The organism is Myroides gitamensis, from assembly GCF_029894455.1.
Lineage (GTDB): Bacteria > Bacteroidota > Bacteroidia > Flavobacteriales > Flavobacteriaceae > Flavobacterium > Flavobacterium odoratum.
Map to the genome: position 1 here is coordinate 3,258,263 of NZ_JARYHN010000001.1, position 15,430 is coordinate 3,273,692.

Genomic DNA, 15,430 nt, shown 5'->3' on the forward strand with positions numbered 1-15,430 from the left:
TTATAATAATCCCAACTCTAATTGTGCTTCTTCACTCATCAAGTCTTTAGACCAAGCTGGCTCAAAAGTCAACTCAATCTCAACATTGTTCACATTGTCTATAGACTTAACTTTCTCCTCTACTTCCATTGGCAACGTTTCTGCTACTGGACAGTTCGGTGATGTTAAAGTCATCAAGATTTTAACGTCATGGGTTTCATTGACAAATACGTCATAAATCAACCCTAATTCGTAAATATCTACTGGAATTTCTGGATCGTAAATTGTTTTTAATATTCTTACGATATTTTCTCCTAATTGTTGTACGTCTATTTCTTCCATACTAAAACTCTTTCTTTGAATTAAAATTATTGGGCTTGAAAAGCCAAAGCATACATGCGAATTTGTTTAATCATTGAAACTAATCCGTTGGCACGTGTTGGCGATAAATGTTCTTTCAAACCAATTTCATCGATAAAAGACAAATCTGCTTCTACGATATCCACTGGTTTTTGATTGGAAAAAACACGAATTAAAATGGCGATAATTCCCTTGGTTAATATAGCATCGCTATTCGCAGTAAACACAACATTTCCGTTTATGTTTTCGGCGTGTAACCACACTTGAGATTGGCAACCTTTGATTAAATTTTCCTCTACTTGATACTTGGCATCAATAATAGGAAGTGATTTTCCCAATTCGATGATGTACTCATAGCGTTGCATCCAATCCTCAAACATGGAGAATTCGTCCATTATTTCTTTTTGTGCTTCTCTTATAGTCATATTCTACTAATTTCTATGTTGGATTAGGAAAGCATTTGTTGGGCTTTGCGCACTGCTTCCACTAAAATATCAATTTCTTCTTTTGTATTGTAAAAGCTAAATGATGCTCTAATCGTTCCTGGAATACCGAAGAAATCCATGATAGGCTGTGTACAGTGATGCCCAGTACGAACCGCAACTCCAAGCTTATCCACAATTACCCCCACATCATACGGATGTAATCCTTCAATATTAAATGAAATCACCGATGTTTTATTTTCGGCTGTTCCTACAATGTGTAAGCCTTCAATTTCTAACAAACGCTGTGTTCCATACGTTAAAAGCTCATGCTCATAGGCTTGTATGTTATCAAATCCCAGTTGATTCAAATAATCCAATGCATATCCTAAAACAATTCCTCCAGCAATATTGGGAGTTCCAGCTTCAAATTTATGAGGCAAACACGCATAGGTTGTTTTTTCAAATGTCACGGTTTTGATCATCTCCCCTCCTCCTTGGTATGGAGGTAATTTATTCAACCAGGCTTCTTTTCCGTATAGCACTCCTATTCCTGTTGGCCCACATATTTTATGGCCTGAGAATACGTAGAAATCACAATCTAAATCCTGTACATCTGGTTTAATATGCGGTGTTGCTTGTGCTCCATCAATTAAAACAGCAGCTCCCACAGCATGTGCTTTAGCAATCATCTCCTTGATGGGATTAATTGTTCCTAAAGCATTTGAGATATGAGATACAGCAACCACTTTGGTATTCGGTGATAATAACGCATCATAAGCCTCCATAATCAACTCCCCTTTTTGGTTCATTGGGATTACTTTTAATGTCGCTCCAGAGCGTTCACATGCAAATTGCCAAGGCACAATATTCGAATGGTGTTCTAAAGCCGAAATCAATATTTCATCTCCCGCTTTTAATAATGCACCAAAACCATTAGCAACTAAATTAATTCCGAAGGTTGTTCCTGGTGTAAAGATGATCTCATGATCTTCTTTTGCATGGATATGATGTTGTACTTTTTTTCTCGATTTTTCATACGCATCCGTAGCCAATTGACTTAACGTATGCACTCCACGGTGGATATTTGCATTAATGGTTTCGTAATACGTTTTGATCGCTTCTTCTACCACTTTCGGTTTTTGAGCTGTAGCAGCATTATCAAAATATACTAAAGGTTTCCCGTTTACCTGTTGTTTCAGGATCGGAAAATCATCTCTAACTGCTTTTATATCTAACATAACCTGTCTTTTTTAATCAAAAATATAGACAAAGATAGTGAATCCCATCGGTTTGCAGAAAACAATCTATTCGCAATACAATGACTTATTTTTTAAAAATTAGGCGTATTATTTGCCAAAACACCCTATACCCTTTACTTCTAAATCGAGATTAATAAAAACTCTACGGCGAAATACTTTAAATAATAGAAACAAGGAATTTACATTTTAATACTATTTTCACATCTTCATCCTAAGGAATCCTTTTCAAGCAAAATTCAAAACATAAAAAAAGGGGCTTACTCCTTTTTATGAGAGACAGCCCCTTTGCATTTTTATTTCGTCAAAGACTATTTTTTTGCGTCTTTTTTAATTTTTTCTTCTACGCGTTTTACACGTTTTTCACTATCTGGATGGCTAGAAGACATTTTAGATACAATCGATTTATCTGTTCCGTATTCTTTCTCCATATCAGCAAATTTTTGGAATCCATCTGCTAATGCTTGCGGATCTTTTTTATGTGCCACTAAGAATTTGTACGAATAATCATCGGAATCTGATTCTTGTTTTCTAGAGAAACTAGCACCCATAAATTGTTCTGCCATTCCTCCTAAATTAGAATTCATGATATCTGCAGCTGTTCCTTTTGTAGAGCCTACGTATTTAGTTGCTGCTTCTGCGAGTAAAATTTGTTCATACGCTTTTTTCGTGTGCCCTAACTTCACATGCCCAATCTCATGACCGATAATCGCTAACAATTCATCATCTGTCATAATATCCATTAAAGATGAAAATACGCGAACACTCCCATCAGCACATGCAAACGCATTGATATCGGTTACGTAGTACACTTTGTAGTTTAAATCTAAACCATCGTAATTTTTATATGGTTTAAAGATACGATCCAAACGCTCTGCGTACTCACGCATGTCTTTTTGTTTCGAATTTAAATCACAAACCTGATTGTTTTCATCCATCCATTTCACTGCTTCTTTAGCAGATTGTTGAATTTCTTCATCAGACACTGTAAAAGCAGAAACCGCTGTTGTCAGTGCATCAATTTTTTTTCCGCTCAATTTCCCTAATTGAGCTTGTGCAGATGCCATTCCTAAAAATGCCACAGCTAGAGTAAATAAAACCTTTTTCATCGTTATTTTTTTTATACCCCAAAGATACTGCAAAAAAAACATCTTTTTGGCTCCCATTATTATCATATTGACAAAACGCAAGGAAGTCCATCCGCTTCATTTTTAACTTCTGTGGAAGTGCAACTATTTCCTTCTATTTGCGTTTCCATTTTTTTAACATAATTGCCTTGTATCCCTCACACAATCTATTATTTAAAATTAATCTTAATATGTTTTGTTTGATTTGAAAAAGTCCTATTTTTGCCTCTATTCAGATTTAATTAAAATAAGAATCCTGTATGAAAAGAACTGCCCTTTTAGTCCTACTCGCATTATCAGTTGTTGCGTGTAAAAACAGCAAAGAAGAGAAAGCTGTTGAGACAACTACCACAGAAGTAGCTACTTCAAACGAACGTATTGTTTCCTTAAATGGAGCAATTACAGAAACTTTAGTTGATTTAGGTCAAAGAAATAATATCGTAGGAGTCGATGTTACAAGTACCTATCCAGCAGATATGAATACTACAGCTACCCAATTAGAGCACGTAAATAAAATCAATATTGAAGCTTTAATGGCGTTAAAACCAACCCTTGTTTACGTTGCTAAGAAGGATTTAAACGAGAATTTGAAAAAGCAATTAGAAGATGCAAACATCAAATTAGTTATCATTGATCAAGATTTTTCAATTGAAGGAACAAAAACGTTAATTAAAGACATTGCAGCTTCTTTAAACGTGAAAGACTATGAGGGATTATTGGCTAAAATTGACCAAGATCAAGCGCAGTTAAAAACCTTTGAAACTAAACCAAAAGTTCTTTTCATTTATGCAAGAGGTGCTGGTAACTTATTTGTAGCTGGGGATAAAACGCCAATGCAAAACATTATCGAATTAGCAGGAGGACAAAATGCAGTAACAGGATTTGACGATTTCAAACCCCTTACTCCTGAAGCTTTATTAAACAGCAACCCTGACTATATCTTGATGTTTGACACAGGATTACAAAGCATGGGTGGTATAGATGGTGTTTTAAAAATTGAAAGTTTAAACCGCACAAACGCTGGAAAAAACAAAAAAATAATCGCAATGGATGGTTTGTTATTAACGGGATTCACTCCTAGAGTTGGAACTGCAGTTACACAATTAAATCAATTGTTATCAGAATAAGGGAAATAACATGCAAAAAAGACTCTCTTTTTATCTAGGCACCTTGAGTATTGTATTAGTGGGTATGGCAGCCGTGTCTATTTTTTTAGGAGTTTACAACTTTGAGAATAGTAGCCTAAACACCATAATTAATTTGCTTTTTCATCCTGAAAAAGTAAATTCGAGTGATCAATATGTCATTACACATGTGCGATTGCCTCGTATTATTATGGCCGTTTTAGCGGGTGGTGGTTTAGCGTTATCAGGTACTGCGTTACAAGGGATGTTCAAAAATCCCTTGGCATCGCCAGATTTAATAGGAATTACTTCTGGTTCGGTACTTTTTGCTTCCATAACCATCGTTTTAGGCGCCTTTATCAAACCGTTTATCCCTGAATTTCTCCACTATTCGCTTTTGAGTATCATGAGCTTTATTGGGGCTATTCTCACAATGAGTTTTGTCTATAAAATGTCCACAGTAAATGGCAAAACCAACATCAGTATCTTATTATTATCTGGGGTTGCTATTACAGCGCTTTCAGGTTCTATAACTGGATTGCTGACTTTTGTTTCCAATGACGAAGAATTGAGAAACTTAACCTTCTGGACTTTAGGCAGTTTAGCTGGTGCAACGTGGACGAAAATAGCGATTTTAGCAGTTGTTATTGGGGTTTCTTTATTTTATTTACTTAACTTAGGCAAAGCATTAAATGCCATGATGTTAGGTGAACAAGACGCCAATCATCTGGGGATAACAGTAGAGCGCATCAAAAAAAGAATTATTCTGTTTTCAGCCCTAATGGTAGGTACCATTGTTGCTTTTACAGGAACAATTGGTTTTGTTGGCTTAGTAGTACCCTACATCTTGCGGTTAATCTTCAAGTCGAACTATTACTTTATTCTTCCTCTTTCTTTCCTAGCCGGAGGTATTTTACTGCTGCTGGCAGATGGAGTAAGTCGAACATTAGTTCCGCCAACTGAAGTTCCTATTGGAATCTTGACTGCAATTATGGGAGCTCCTGTTTTCATTGCTATTTTAATTAAATTCAAAAAATCAATGTAATTATGATTGAAGCACTTCAAGTTAGTTTTAAAGCAAAAGATACCTTTCTGATCAACAACATCGATTTTAGTTGTCAGAACGGGGAATTTATTGCTGTTTTGGGACCAAATGGTGCAGGTAAATCAACCTTTTTAAGTTTACTTGCTGATGAATTACATCAACCGGGTAATCGCATCCTATTGAAAGAATGTGAGTATCCGAAATGGTGCAAAAAGACATTGCCTAAACACAAAGCTAAATTCTCTCAATCATTTAATACTGATATTCCCCTACAAGTTGAAGATGTAGTGATGATGGGGCGATACCCCTATTTTGAACACACCCCTTCTGAAGAGGACAAAAAAGCAATCCAGCACAGCATGGAGTGTATTGATGTATGTCCGCTTCAACACAGAGAGTACAATCACTTGTCTGGAGGAGAAAAACAACGCGTACATTTAGCACGTGTCTTATCTCAACTCAACAATCCAATAGAAAATAAATTGTTGTTTTTGGATGAACCATTGAACAATTTAGATGTTTTACATCAACATAAAATTCTTGATCTAATCAAAGAATTTACTAGACAAGGGAATACGGCCATTGTTGTTATTCACGATTTAAATATTGCTGCGCAATATGCTGATCGCATCCTTTTACTCAACAAAGGAGAAAAGGTACTTTACGATACTCCTGAAAAGGTATTAACCCAAGAAACGATTTCTCAGGTTTATAAATTTCCATGTATCGTAACAAAAAACCCAGTTAATAACGCTCCATTAATCATCTTTGGAGTATAAAAAACATTAAAAATGAATACTGAAATATTAGCTTTAAAAGAACGTTGGGCCCAATTAAAAGAAGAAAACCCACGTTTGCGTATACGAAATGCCGCTGCGGAATTAAATGCTAGCGAAATGGAATTACTAGCGACTACTTTAGGAGAGACAGCTACTTTACTTCGACCTGAAATGGTAGCTATTTTAAGCGAAATCGAGTCGTTAGGTAAAGTTATGGCTTTAACACGCAATGACGAATGTGTACACGAACGCAAAGGAATTTACAGTAATCCTGATTTTTCTAATCCTCATGCTGGTTTATTCGTAAACCCAGATATCGATTTACGCATCTTCTTATCGCATTGGAAATATGTATTCGCTGTAGTAGAAGAAACAGGAAATATTGTACGTAAAAGCTTACAGTTCTTTGGTAAAGATGGAGAAGCTATCCACAAAATTTACTTGACTTCAATCAGCAATGCCGATGCTTTTGATGCTTTAGTTGCTAAATACAGAGCGGAAGTTCAGGAGTTTAATGATAAAACAGAGCCTTACATCCAAAATTTAGATGAGCGTTTAGACGAAGAGGTAGATGTTGAAGCATTCAGACAAGAATGGGAAAGCTTGAAGGATACACATAACTTCTTCAGCTTACTTAAAAAATACAACGTTACAAGAACTCAAGCGTTGCGTTTAGCGCCAAGTGAATTCTATGCTAAACAAATCTCTAAAGATTCGATTATCACATTATTAGAGCAAGCTTCTGCAGAAAAAACGCCAATTATGGTGTTTGTAGGAAATAGAGGAAACATCCAAATCCACACAGGAGAAGTAAATAAAACGATGTGGCACCAAAACTGGTACAATGTTTTAGATCCAGACTTTAACATGCACTTGGACATGGATAAAGTAGCTCAGACTTGGGTGGTACGCAAACCAACAGAGGATGGTATTGTTACTGCAGTTGAGGTATTCAATGAAATGGGTGAAATCATCGTTCAGTTCTTTGGAAAAAGAAAACCTGGAATTCCAGAATTAGAAACTTGGAGATCTATTGTTGCTCAATTAAACTAAACCAAAATACAAGTATACTCAAGTGCATTTATTCACCAAGAATAGATGCACTTTTTTTTTGCCCTCTACCGTTATTTTTTCCTCTTCTACCGTTAAAAAAACTTGATTTCTATATCAAATAATTTGAATATAAATCCATCCAAAACTTCCAAACACGGGTAGAATCACGCCAAAGCCAAGGCAGAATCAGGGGTATAAAAGTTATTAACAATATTTGATAACTTAATCTAAAATAAAGTTGACATCATAGCATCTAAATAGTAACTTAGCACTGTTCACTTTTGATTTACCTCTTAGTTGTAAGAGTATAAAACCAAGTGAGTTATGCAAAAACCTAGTGACATTTTTGACTGAAGCGTCCGGTGTTTACTGCCTTTGCAAAAACTACGTCTGTTATTAATTTAAAAATATATTGCTATGTCTATTTTTGATAAAAGAGTTAACTATAAACCATTCGAATACCCAGGTATCTACCAATTTACAGAAGCTATCAACAAATCATTTTGGGTGCATAGTGAAGTAGATTTCACAGCAGATACACAAGATTTCCATTCTCACTTGACAAAAGAGGAACAATTGGCAATCAAACATAGTTTATTAGCTATTGCTCAAATTGAAGTAGCAGTAAAAACGTTTTGGGGAAATTTATTTGGTCACTTTCCAAAGCCAGAATTTAATGGTTTAGGGGCTACTTTCGCAGAATGTGAATTTAGACACTCAGAAGCTTATTCTCGTTTATTGGATGTATTGGGTTACAATGACGAATTTGAGGCCTTGTTAACGATTCCAGTAATCAAAGAACGTGTGGAATATCTGTCTTCTGTTTTAGAAAATTCAAATAATAGCACGGATCGCAAAAAATACGTAGTATCGTTAATTTTATTTTCGTTACTAATTGAAAACGTATCATTGTTTAGTCAATTTGCCATTATCCTATCTTTCACAAGATTCAAAGGATTAATGAAAAACGTAAGTAACATTATTGCTTGGACTTCTGTTGACGAGCAAATTCACGCAAATGCAGGAATCTATATCATCAATATTATCCGTGAGGAATATCCAGATTTCTTTGATGAAGAATTGATTAACCATGTGAATGATGTTGTAAAAACATCAATTGATATTGAGGCTAAAATCCTAGATTGGATTTTTGAAACAGGTACGATCGAAACGGTTAATAAACATGACTTACTAAACTTCATGAAATTTAGAGTGGATGAAAGTATGTTGAAAATCGGATTGAAAAAAGTGTACAATATCACGCAAGAACAATATAAACCGATGGCGTGGTTTGAAGAGGAAGTTTTCGCTAACAGTTTAGACGATTTCTTTGCAAAAAGACCAGTAGATTATACGAAACACGATAAGAGTATAACCGCTGAAGATTTATTCTAATTAACCCCTTATAATTGCACAAAATTACTATGAACAATTTCGCATTACCACTAGAAGTAAAAGAGAACGATAACCTACAAGAAAAACTGTGGTGGAAAAACTCAGAGAGTGAGCAGATCCTAAACAGAGGTTATTTGTTGAAAGGAGAAACGGTTGAAGGAGCTATTGACCGTATTACAACGGCAGCTGCAAAGCGCTTGTTTAAACCAGAATTGAAAGAGTCTTTTCAAGAGATGATTGAACGTGGATGGATGAGTTTAAGTTCACCGATTTGGGCAAATATGGGAACAGAACGCGGTTTACCGATTTCTTGTTTCAACGTAAACATTCCGGATAGTATTGAAGGGATTACGCACAAATTAGGGGAAGTTATTATGCAAACCAAAATTGGTGGAGGTACTTCGGGTTATTTCGGAGGCTTACGCGAAAGAGGGAGCGCAGTTACAGATAATGGTAAAAGTAGTGGTGCGGTAAGCTTTATGAAGCTTTTTGACACGGCTATGGATACGATTTCACAAGGGGGAGTAAGACGCGGTGCATTTGCGGCTTATTTAGATATTGATCACCCAGATTGTGATGAGTTCTTAAACATTAAAAACATCGGAAATCCAATTCAAAACTTATTCTATGGCGTAAGTATTCCTGACTATTGGATGAAAGAAATGATTGACGGAGATAAAGAAAAAAGACAATTATGGGCAAAAGTACTGGAAAGCAGACAGCAAAAAGGAATGCCTTACTTGTTCTTCTCTGACAACGTAAATAGCAACAAACCACAAGTATACAAAGATTTAAATATGCGTATCAACGCAAGTAATCTTTGTTCAGAAATTATGTTACCTTCTTCTGATGACGAATCATTCATCTGTTGTTTATCTTCTATGAACTTAGAGTTATACGATGAGTGGAAAGATACAGAAGCTGTAAAATTAGCGATTTTCTTCTTGGATGCAGTATTACAAGAATTCATCGAAAAAACAGAAGGAAACTACTACTTAGCTTCAGCAAACCGCTTTGCAAAAAGACACAGAGCTTTAGGTTTAGGAGTTTTAGGATGGCATTCATACTTACAAAAGAACATGATTCCATTCGAAGGATTAGAAGCTAAAATGTTGACGAACAAAATTTTTGAAGATATCAGTGCAAAAGCAGATAAAGCTTCTCAAGAATTAGCTCGTATTTACGGAGAGCCTGAAATCTTAAAAGGATACGGTAGAAGAAATACAACAACGATGGCTATTGCGCCAACAACGTCATCTTCTGCTATTTTAGGACAAACATCTCCTGGAATTGAGCCTTTCAGTAGTAACTACTACAAAGCAGGTTTATCAAAAGGAAACTTCATGCGTAAAAATAAATACCTAACGACTTTATTAGAGTCTAAAGGGATGGACAATGAAGAGACCTGGAGAAACATCATGCTTTCTGGAGGAAGTGTTCAACAATTGGACGGATTAACAGAAGAAGAAAAAGCTGTTTTCAAAACATTTAAAGAAATCAGTCAATTGGAAATTATTCAACAAGCTGCCATCAGACAAAAATATGTGGATCAAGCACAAAGTTTGAATTTAAACATTCCTTCTTCTCTACCAATTAAAGATGTAAACCGCTTGATGATTGAAGCGTGGGAACTAGGAGTAAAAACGCTATACTACCAAAGAAGTCAAAGTGTTTCGAAAGAAATGGTAACGAACTTGGTGAACTGTAGCAGTTGTGAATCTTAATCAAGAAATAAATATAAAAGCCTCAAAAAGAATATTTTTGAGGCTTTTTGCTTATTCATCTTATTCACATTATTAGATTTACTTGCAAACCTCATCAAAAAACAACGAATCAGACTTACATTTTAAAAATCTCATCGTAGACCATATTGAACGAACCTTAAATCTCGATTTAATAGAGTATTATTGCAATGGTTTTGAGTTGGTTAATAGGCTGCAACACAAACAGAATAATTTTCTACTAATTGATGCTTTTACCCCAATTATGACGGGTATAGAAGCCTTAAAAATATTGCGTGCCAAGCACAATAAAACACCTATTATCGTGTATACTCAGGTATACCAAGAAGACTTACATCACCTATTCAACACCTATGATTGCGTCTATTATTGTCAAAAAACAGCCATATTATATTTAAGCTCCTAACCGCTTTGTTTCATGGCAACAATGCCCCTTATACGCAACATATAGAGCAATGGAAAAACTACAACAGCAAGGCGTTTACGAAGGATACGCTTGTTGCTCAGCCACTGTTTTATACTCCTTCTTCCATCGAATTACAAATCATCAATCACGCTTGTAAGGGATTGACGAACAATGAAATTGGAAAAATGGTGCACTTGAGTGGACGCACTGTAGAAACGTATATCAAGAAGTTGACAGAAAAATTTCACGTGAAGAATAAGATTCAATTAATCACGTATTGTGTAGAACAACATCTGCACAATTACAAGTAAAAATAGGAATCAAGCGATTCCGTTAATGAAGTAAACCCAGACCTAGGTGAAATATCAGCTTGTTTGCTTCTATTATTCGATGTAATAAATCCTTTATATTGAAAAGTACTTCTGTCGCATAATAAAAAAATAAGCGCTTAAAACGCCTAAAAATAAAAAAGGGTACTTAACACCTTGGTTAAGTACCCTTTTTATTTATAACGAATAAAATATATTAAATATCAAATCCCATTGATACCCCTAATTTTGAGGCAATCACTTTAGCAACCTTTCCTTTAAGTTCTGGAATTTTAACTGATTCCATTACTTCATCTGTAAAGGCGTACATCAACAACGCTTTTGCTTCTCTTTGAGGAATACCGCGTTGACGCATATAAAACATGGCATCTTCGTCTAATTGACCAATTGTACATCCATGTGAACAACGTACGTCATCAGCAAAGATCTCCAGCTGTGGTTTCGTATACACTTGCGCTTTATCGCTCAACAAGATGTTGTTACTTTGTTGGAAACCATCTGTTTTTTGTGCGATTTTATCTACGTAAATCTTACCGTTGAATACCCCAACTGAATTGTCATCATACAATCCTTTATAGTTTTGGTGACTTTCACAGTTTGGACTATCGTGAGAAACTAAGGTATAGTGATCCACGTGCTGTTTTCCACCGATTAACGTAATTCCTTTCATTGTACTATCAATACGCTCACCGTCTTGAAAGAAATTCAGGTTATTACGCGTTAATTTTCCACCCAAAAGAAAACGTGTGAACAGATACTCTACTCTCTTGTTTTTGTTTGATAAAAGTATTGTCAATTAGCGTACCTGTATCTAAATCGTTTTGCAACTTATAGAAATCAACGATAGCGCGTTTGTGGCTAAAAATTTCCGTTACTGAGTTTGTGAAGATGCTACACTCATCTAAACTTTGATGACGCTCTAAGATTTGAACGTGCGCATTTTCACCAACGATAATCAAGTTACGTGGTTGAACCAATAAGGCTTGTTCTCCTGCTGTTGACAAGTATACAATCTCAATTGGTTTAGAAACCACTTTGCTTTTTGGAATATTGACAAAAGCTCCTTCCACTGCATACGCAGCATTCAAAGCAGTTAAGCTATCTTCCTTATCTGTTATTGTATTGTAATACGTATCAATTAACATCTTGTACTTTGGTTTAGTCAAAGCAGAAGACATTAAACATACGTCTAATCCATCATGTGTAGTAGATGATAAGTGAGAGCTGAATACTCCATTGATAAATACCAATTTATACGTATCCGAATCACTTAAAAAGTATTGTTTTACATCTTTGTAATCAACCGCTACTTCTTTCTTAGGAACCACACAAAAATCTTGCTTTAAAATTGAATTTAAAGACGTGTATTTCCACGCTTCCTCTTTTTTTGTAGGGAATCCCTTATCTTCAAATGTCTTTAGTCCTTCTAAACGAATATTGTGTAGCGTATCGTGCTCTCCACTCAATTGTTGTTCAAAAGCAACAAAAGACGTTATTAATTTATCTTTAAGTTCCATATTCCTTATTTACCTATTAGATTAAAATGACTGTGTCCTGTTCTATTAAATCGCTTTGATTATAGCGATTCTTTGATCCAGTCGTATCCTTTTTCTTCTAATTCTAAGGCTAATTCTTTTCCTCCTGTTTTTACAATTTTACCATCGTGTAAAACGTGTACAAAATCAGGAACGATATAGTCTAACAAACGTTGGTAGTGCGTAATTAAGATTACAGCATTATCCTCGCTTTTTAATTTATTTACTCCATTAGCAACGATACGCAATGCATCGATATCTAATCCTGAATCCGTTTCATCTAAGATTGCAATTTTTGGCTCTAACATCGCCATTTGGAAAATCTCATTTCTCTTTTTCTCACCACCTGAGAAACCTTCATTTAATGAACGAGATAAGAATTTTCTATCGATTTCAAGTAATTCTGCTTTTTCTTTGATTTGTTTCAGCATTTCATTGGCAGGCATCTCTTCTTGTCCTTTTGCTTTTCTTGCCTCATTAATTGCTGTTTTAATGAAATTAGTCACGGAAACTCCAGGAATTTCCACCGGATATTGAAAAGATAAAAACACCCCTTTGTGTGCTCTTTCTTCAGGAGCTAATTCCCCTAACTCTTCACCATCCAATAACATTTCACCTTCCGTTACTTCAAAAGCCTCATTTCCAGCAATCACAGAAGATAATGTACTTTTACCAGCACCATTAGGTCCCATAATCGCGTGAACTTCACCCGCTTTTACTTCTAAATTAATTCCTTTTAATATTTCTTTATTTTCAACACTTGCGTGTAGGTTTTTTATCTGTAACATAAACTGTTTGTTATTTTAAATTTGTAATGATACGAATGCCTCCATTAAAGCGATGTGGATTAACCCACACTTCCCTCTAATGAAATCTCTAATAATTTTTGTGCTTCAACTGCAAATTCCATTGGTAATTTATTCAACACCTCTTTAGAGAAACCATTAACTATCAAAGCAATAGCTTTTTCCGTTGAAATTCCACGTTGGTTGCAATAGAAAATTTGGTCTTCCCCAATTTTACTTGTTGTCGCCTCATGCTCAATTTGAGCTGTTGAGTTTCTCGCTTCAATGTAAGGGAAGGTATGAGCTCCACATTCGTTACCCATTAACAACGAATCACATTGAGAGAAGTTTCTAGCATTTTCAGCACGTGGGCCTACTTGTACTAAACCTCTATAACTATTTTGAGATTTACCAGCTGAAATACCTTTCGATATAATCGTCGATTTCGTATTCTTACCTAAGTGAATCATTTTTGTACCGGTATCCGCTTGTTGGAAATTATTTGTAACTGCTACAGAGTAAAACTCTCCAACCGAATTATCTCCTTTCAAGATACAAGAAGGATACTTCCAAGTTACTGCTGATCCTGTTTCTACTTGTGTCCAAGAAATCTTAGCATTTGTTTCGCACAATCCTCGTTTAGTTACGAAGTTGAAAACTCCACCTTTTCCTTCTTTATCACCAGGATACCAGTTTTGTACTGTAGAATATTTAATTTCAGCATTATCCAAAGCAATTAACTCTACAACAGCAGCGTGCAATTGATTTTCATCACGAGATGGTGCTGTACATCCTTCTAAATAAGAAACGTAACTTCCTTCATCAGCAATAACTAATGTACGCTCAAACTGACCTGTTCCTGCTTGATTAATACGGAAATACGTTGATAATTCCATCGGACAACGAACGCCTTTTGGAATATAACAGAATGACCCATCAGAGAAAACAGCTGAATTTAGTGCCGCATAGAAATTATCTGTTTGTGGCACAACTGTTCCTAAATATTGTTTTACTAATTCAGGATATTCTCTAATCGCTTCTGAAATAGAACAGAATATAATTCCTTTTTCTGCTAACGTTGATTTAAACGTTGTAGCTACTGAAACGGAATCCATTACAATATCCATAGCAACTCCAGACAAACGTTTTTGCTCATCAATAGAGATACCTAATTTATTGAAGGTCTCCAATAATTCTGGATCCACTTCATCTAAACTTGTGTATTTGTCTTTACTTTTTGGTGCTGAATAGTAAGATATGGCTTGAAAATCTGGTTTTTCATAGTGTACGTTTGCCCATTCCGGCTCCGTCATTTCTTTCCAAATACGGAAAGCTTCTAATCTCCAGTTTGTCATCCATTCAGGTTCTTCTTTCTTTGCAGAAATCGCTCTGATGATGTCTTCATTCAATCCAATCGGGAATGTTTCAGATTCTATATCTGTATAGAATCCATACTCATACTCCTTACCTTCTAATTCTTTTTTTAAATCTTCTTCTGTATACTTGCTCATATATTGGTACTTAAAAGCAATTATTACCTGCTTCTACATTAGACTTTACTTTGTTAAAAGGGAAGAACTTAATCCTCCCTTTCTGTACTATAAAGAAAAACTTTCTCCACATCCGCAAGTTCTACTTGCGTTCGGGTTGTTAAAATAGAAACCTTTTCCGTTTAAGCCTCCTGAATACTCAAGAGTTGTTCCTACTAAATACAAAAAGCTTTTTTTATCAACAGCAATTTTAACCCCATTATCTTCGAAAACTTTGTCGTCTTCTGTGGTTCCGTGGTCAAATTTCAATTGGTACGATAAGCCGGAACATCCTCCGCTTTCTACCCCTACGCGAACGTAATCTTTTGTAGAATCAAAACCTTCATCTTCCATCAAAAGAGCTACGCGTTTACTTGCTATATCTGAAACTTTTATCATACGTTGTTACTTAAAATAGATTAATTCTATACCGATTGACAAAGGTATTATAAAAAAATGGTTTCTAATACTAACTAACATATTTATAACGATTAGAAGTTTTAATACTAAAATCGATAAAATCTATTGTTGTAATCCATTTTTAATTACTTATTAAGCAGT

15 protein-coding genes and 1 pseudogene are annotated in these 15,430 nt (G+C 35.3%); 8 read left to right on the forward strand and 8 right to left on the reverse strand.

Features of this window, described 5'->3' with window-relative positions:
• From M2306_RS14420 to M2306_RS14435, 4 genes are all read right to left on the reverse strand, one after another.
• Positions 1–321: an iron-sulfur cluster assembly protein gene (locus M2306_RS14420; RefSeq protein ID WP_002988779.1), complete on the reverse strand. Its 321-nt coding sequence runs from the start codon at positions 319–321 to the stop codon at positions 1–3.
• A gap of 26 nt (positions 322–347) precedes the next feature.
• Positions 348–764 (reverse strand): SufE family protein, encoded by a 417-nt coding sequence (locus M2306_RS14425; RefSeq protein ID WP_259190895.1) that lies wholly within the window; start codon positions 762–764, stop codon positions 348–350.
• A gap of 23 nt (positions 765–787) precedes the next feature.
• Positions 788–2,002 (reverse strand): aminotransferase class V-fold PLP-dependent enzyme, encoded by a 1,215-nt coding sequence (locus M2306_RS14430; RefSeq protein ID WP_259190894.1) that lies wholly within the window; start codon positions 2,000–2,002, stop codon positions 788–790.
• Positions 2,003–2,331: 329 nt separating this feature from the next.
• Positions 2,332–3,129 (reverse strand): M48 family metallopeptidase, encoded by a 798-nt coding sequence (locus tag M2306_RS14435; protein ID WP_115092114.1) that lies wholly within the window; start codon positions 3,127–3,129, stop codon positions 2,332–2,334.
• A 278-nt stretch (positions 3,130–3,407) separates the two neighbouring features.
• Here M2306_RS14435 and M2306_RS14440 point away from each other — a divergent pair, with 278 nt between their 5' ends.
• The 8 genes from M2306_RS14440 to M2306_RS14475 all read left to right on the forward strand — a co-directional run bounded on the left by M2306_RS14440 (position 3,408) and on the right by M2306_RS14475 (position 11,002).
• Positions 3,408–4,274, forward strand: coding sequence for a heme/hemin ABC transporter substrate-binding protein (locus tag M2306_RS14440; protein ID WP_259190893.1), 867 nt, complete (start codon positions 3,408–3,410; stop codon positions 4,272–4,274).
• 10 nt (positions 4,275–4,284) lie between these two features.
• Positions 4,285–5,316 (forward strand): FecCD family ABC transporter permease, encoded by a 1,032-nt coding sequence (locus M2306_RS14445; protein WP_259190892.1) that lies wholly within the window; start codon positions 4,285–4,287, stop codon positions 5,314–5,316.
• A 2-nt stretch (positions 5,317–5,318) separates the two neighbouring features.
• Complete coding sequence (locus tag M2306_RS14450) at positions 5,319–6,095, forward strand: heme ABC transporter ATP-binding protein (protein WP_002988764.1); 777 nt, start codon at positions 5,319–5,321, stop codon at positions 6,093–6,095.
• A gap of 12 nt (positions 6,096–6,107) precedes the next feature.
• Positions 6,108–7,148, forward strand: a complete 1,041-nt coding sequence (locus M2306_RS14455) for a hemin-degrading factor (RefSeq protein WP_259190887.1) — start codon at positions 6,108–6,110, stop codon at positions 7,146–7,148.
• A 417-nt stretch (positions 7,149–7,565) separates the two neighbouring features.
• Complete coding sequence (locus M2306_RS14460; protein WP_002988760.1) at positions 7,566–8,543, forward strand: ribonucleotide-diphosphate reductase subunit beta; 978 nt, start codon at positions 7,566–7,568, stop codon at positions 8,541–8,543.
• A gap of 29 nt (positions 8,544–8,572) precedes the next feature.
• Positions 8,573–10,267, forward strand: coding sequence for a ribonucleoside-diphosphate reductase subunit alpha (locus tag M2306_RS14465; protein WP_002988759.1), 1,695 nt, complete (start codon positions 8,573–8,575; stop codon positions 10,265–10,267).
• A 199-nt stretch (positions 10,268–10,466) separates the two neighbouring features.
• Positions 10,467–10,691: a response regulator gene (locus M2306_RS14470; RefSeq protein WP_259190901.1), complete on the forward strand. Its 225-nt coding sequence runs from the start codon at positions 10,467–10,469 to the stop codon at positions 10,689–10,691.
• A gap of 5 nt (positions 10,692–10,696) precedes the next feature.
• Entirely contained in the window at positions 10,697–11,002 is a 306-nt protein-coding gene (locus tag M2306_RS14475; protein WP_259190883.1) for a response regulator transcription factor, read from the forward strand.
• 214 nt (positions 11,003–11,216) lie between these two features.
• Here M2306_RS14475 and sufD read toward each other — a convergent pair.
• From sufD to M2306_RS14495, 4 genes and pseudogenes are all read right to left on the reverse strand, one after another.
• A pseudogene (sufD, locus tag M2306_RS14480) lies at positions 11,217–12,537 on the reverse strand (Fe-S cluster assembly protein SufD).
• Positions 12,538–12,596: 59 nt separating this feature from the next.
• Positions 12,597–13,343, reverse strand: coding sequence for a Fe-S cluster assembly ATPase SufC (gene sufC, locus M2306_RS14485; protein ID WP_002988689.1), 747 nt, complete (start codon positions 13,341–13,343; stop codon positions 12,597–12,599).
• Positions 13,344–13,402: 59 nt separating this feature from the next.
• Positions 13,403–14,851 (reverse strand): Fe-S cluster assembly protein SufB, encoded by a 1,449-nt coding sequence (gene sufB / locus M2306_RS14490; RefSeq protein WP_259190881.1) that lies wholly within the window; start codon positions 14,849–14,851, stop codon positions 13,403–13,405.
• 87 nt (positions 14,852–14,938) lie between these two features.
• The gene (locus M2306_RS14495) at positions 14,939–15,268 is read right to left on the reverse strand and encodes a HesB/IscA family protein (RefSeq protein ID WP_002988683.1); all 330 of its coding nucleotides are present in this window, start codon (positions 15,266–15,268) and stop codon (positions 14,939–14,941) included.
• Positions 15,269–15,430 lie beyond the last annotated feature (162 nt).

Bases quoted from the DNA above. Each gene is read 5' to 3' on its own strand.
- M2306_RS14420 (WP_002988779.1), bottom strand. From the start codon at position 321: ATGGAAGAAATAGACGTACAACAATTAGGAGAAAATATCGTAAGAATA.
- M2306_RS14425 (WP_259190895.1), bottom strand. From the start codon at position 764: ATGACTATAAGAGAAGCACAAAAAGAAATAATGGACGAATTCTCCATG.
- M2306_RS14430 (WP_259190894.1), bottom strand. From the start codon at position 2,002: ATGTTAGATATAAAAGCAGTTAGAGATGATTTTCCGATCCTGAAACAA.
- M2306_RS14435 (WP_115092114.1), bottom strand. From the start codon at position 3,129: ATGAAAAAGGTTTTATTTACTCTAGCTGTGGCATTTTTAGGAATGGCA.
- M2306_RS14440 (WP_259190893.1), top strand. From the start codon at position 3,408: ATGAAAAGAACTGCCCTTTTAGTCCTACTCGCATTATCAGTTGTTGCG.
- M2306_RS14445 (WP_259190892.1), top strand. From the start codon at position 4,285: ATGCAAAAAAGACTCTCTTTTTATCTAGGCACCTTGAGTATTGTATTA.
- M2306_RS14450 (WP_002988764.1), top strand. From the start codon at position 5,319: ATGATTGAAGCACTTCAAGTTAGTTTTAAAGCAAAAGATACCTTTCTG.
- M2306_RS14455 (WP_259190887.1), top strand. From the start codon at position 6,108: ATGAATACTGAAATATTAGCTTTAAAAGAACGTTGGGCCCAATTAAAA.
- M2306_RS14460 (WP_002988760.1), top strand. From the start codon at position 7,566: ATGTCTATTTTTGATAAAAGAGTTAACTATAAACCATTCGAATACCCA.
- M2306_RS14465 (WP_002988759.1), top strand. From the start codon at position 8,573: ATGAACAATTTCGCATTACCACTAGAAGTAAAAGAGAACGATAACCTA.
- sufC (WP_002988689.1), bottom strand. From the start codon at position 13,343: ATGTTACAGATAAAAAACCTACACGCAAGTGTTGAAAATAAAGAAATA.
- sufB (WP_259190881.1), bottom strand. From the start codon at position 14,851: ATGAGCAAGTATACAGAAGAAGATTTAAAAAAAGAATTAGAAGGTAAG.
- M2306_RS14495 (WP_002988683.1), bottom strand. From the start codon at position 15,268: ATGATAAAAGTTTCAGATATAGCAAGTAAACGCGTAGCTCTTTTGATG.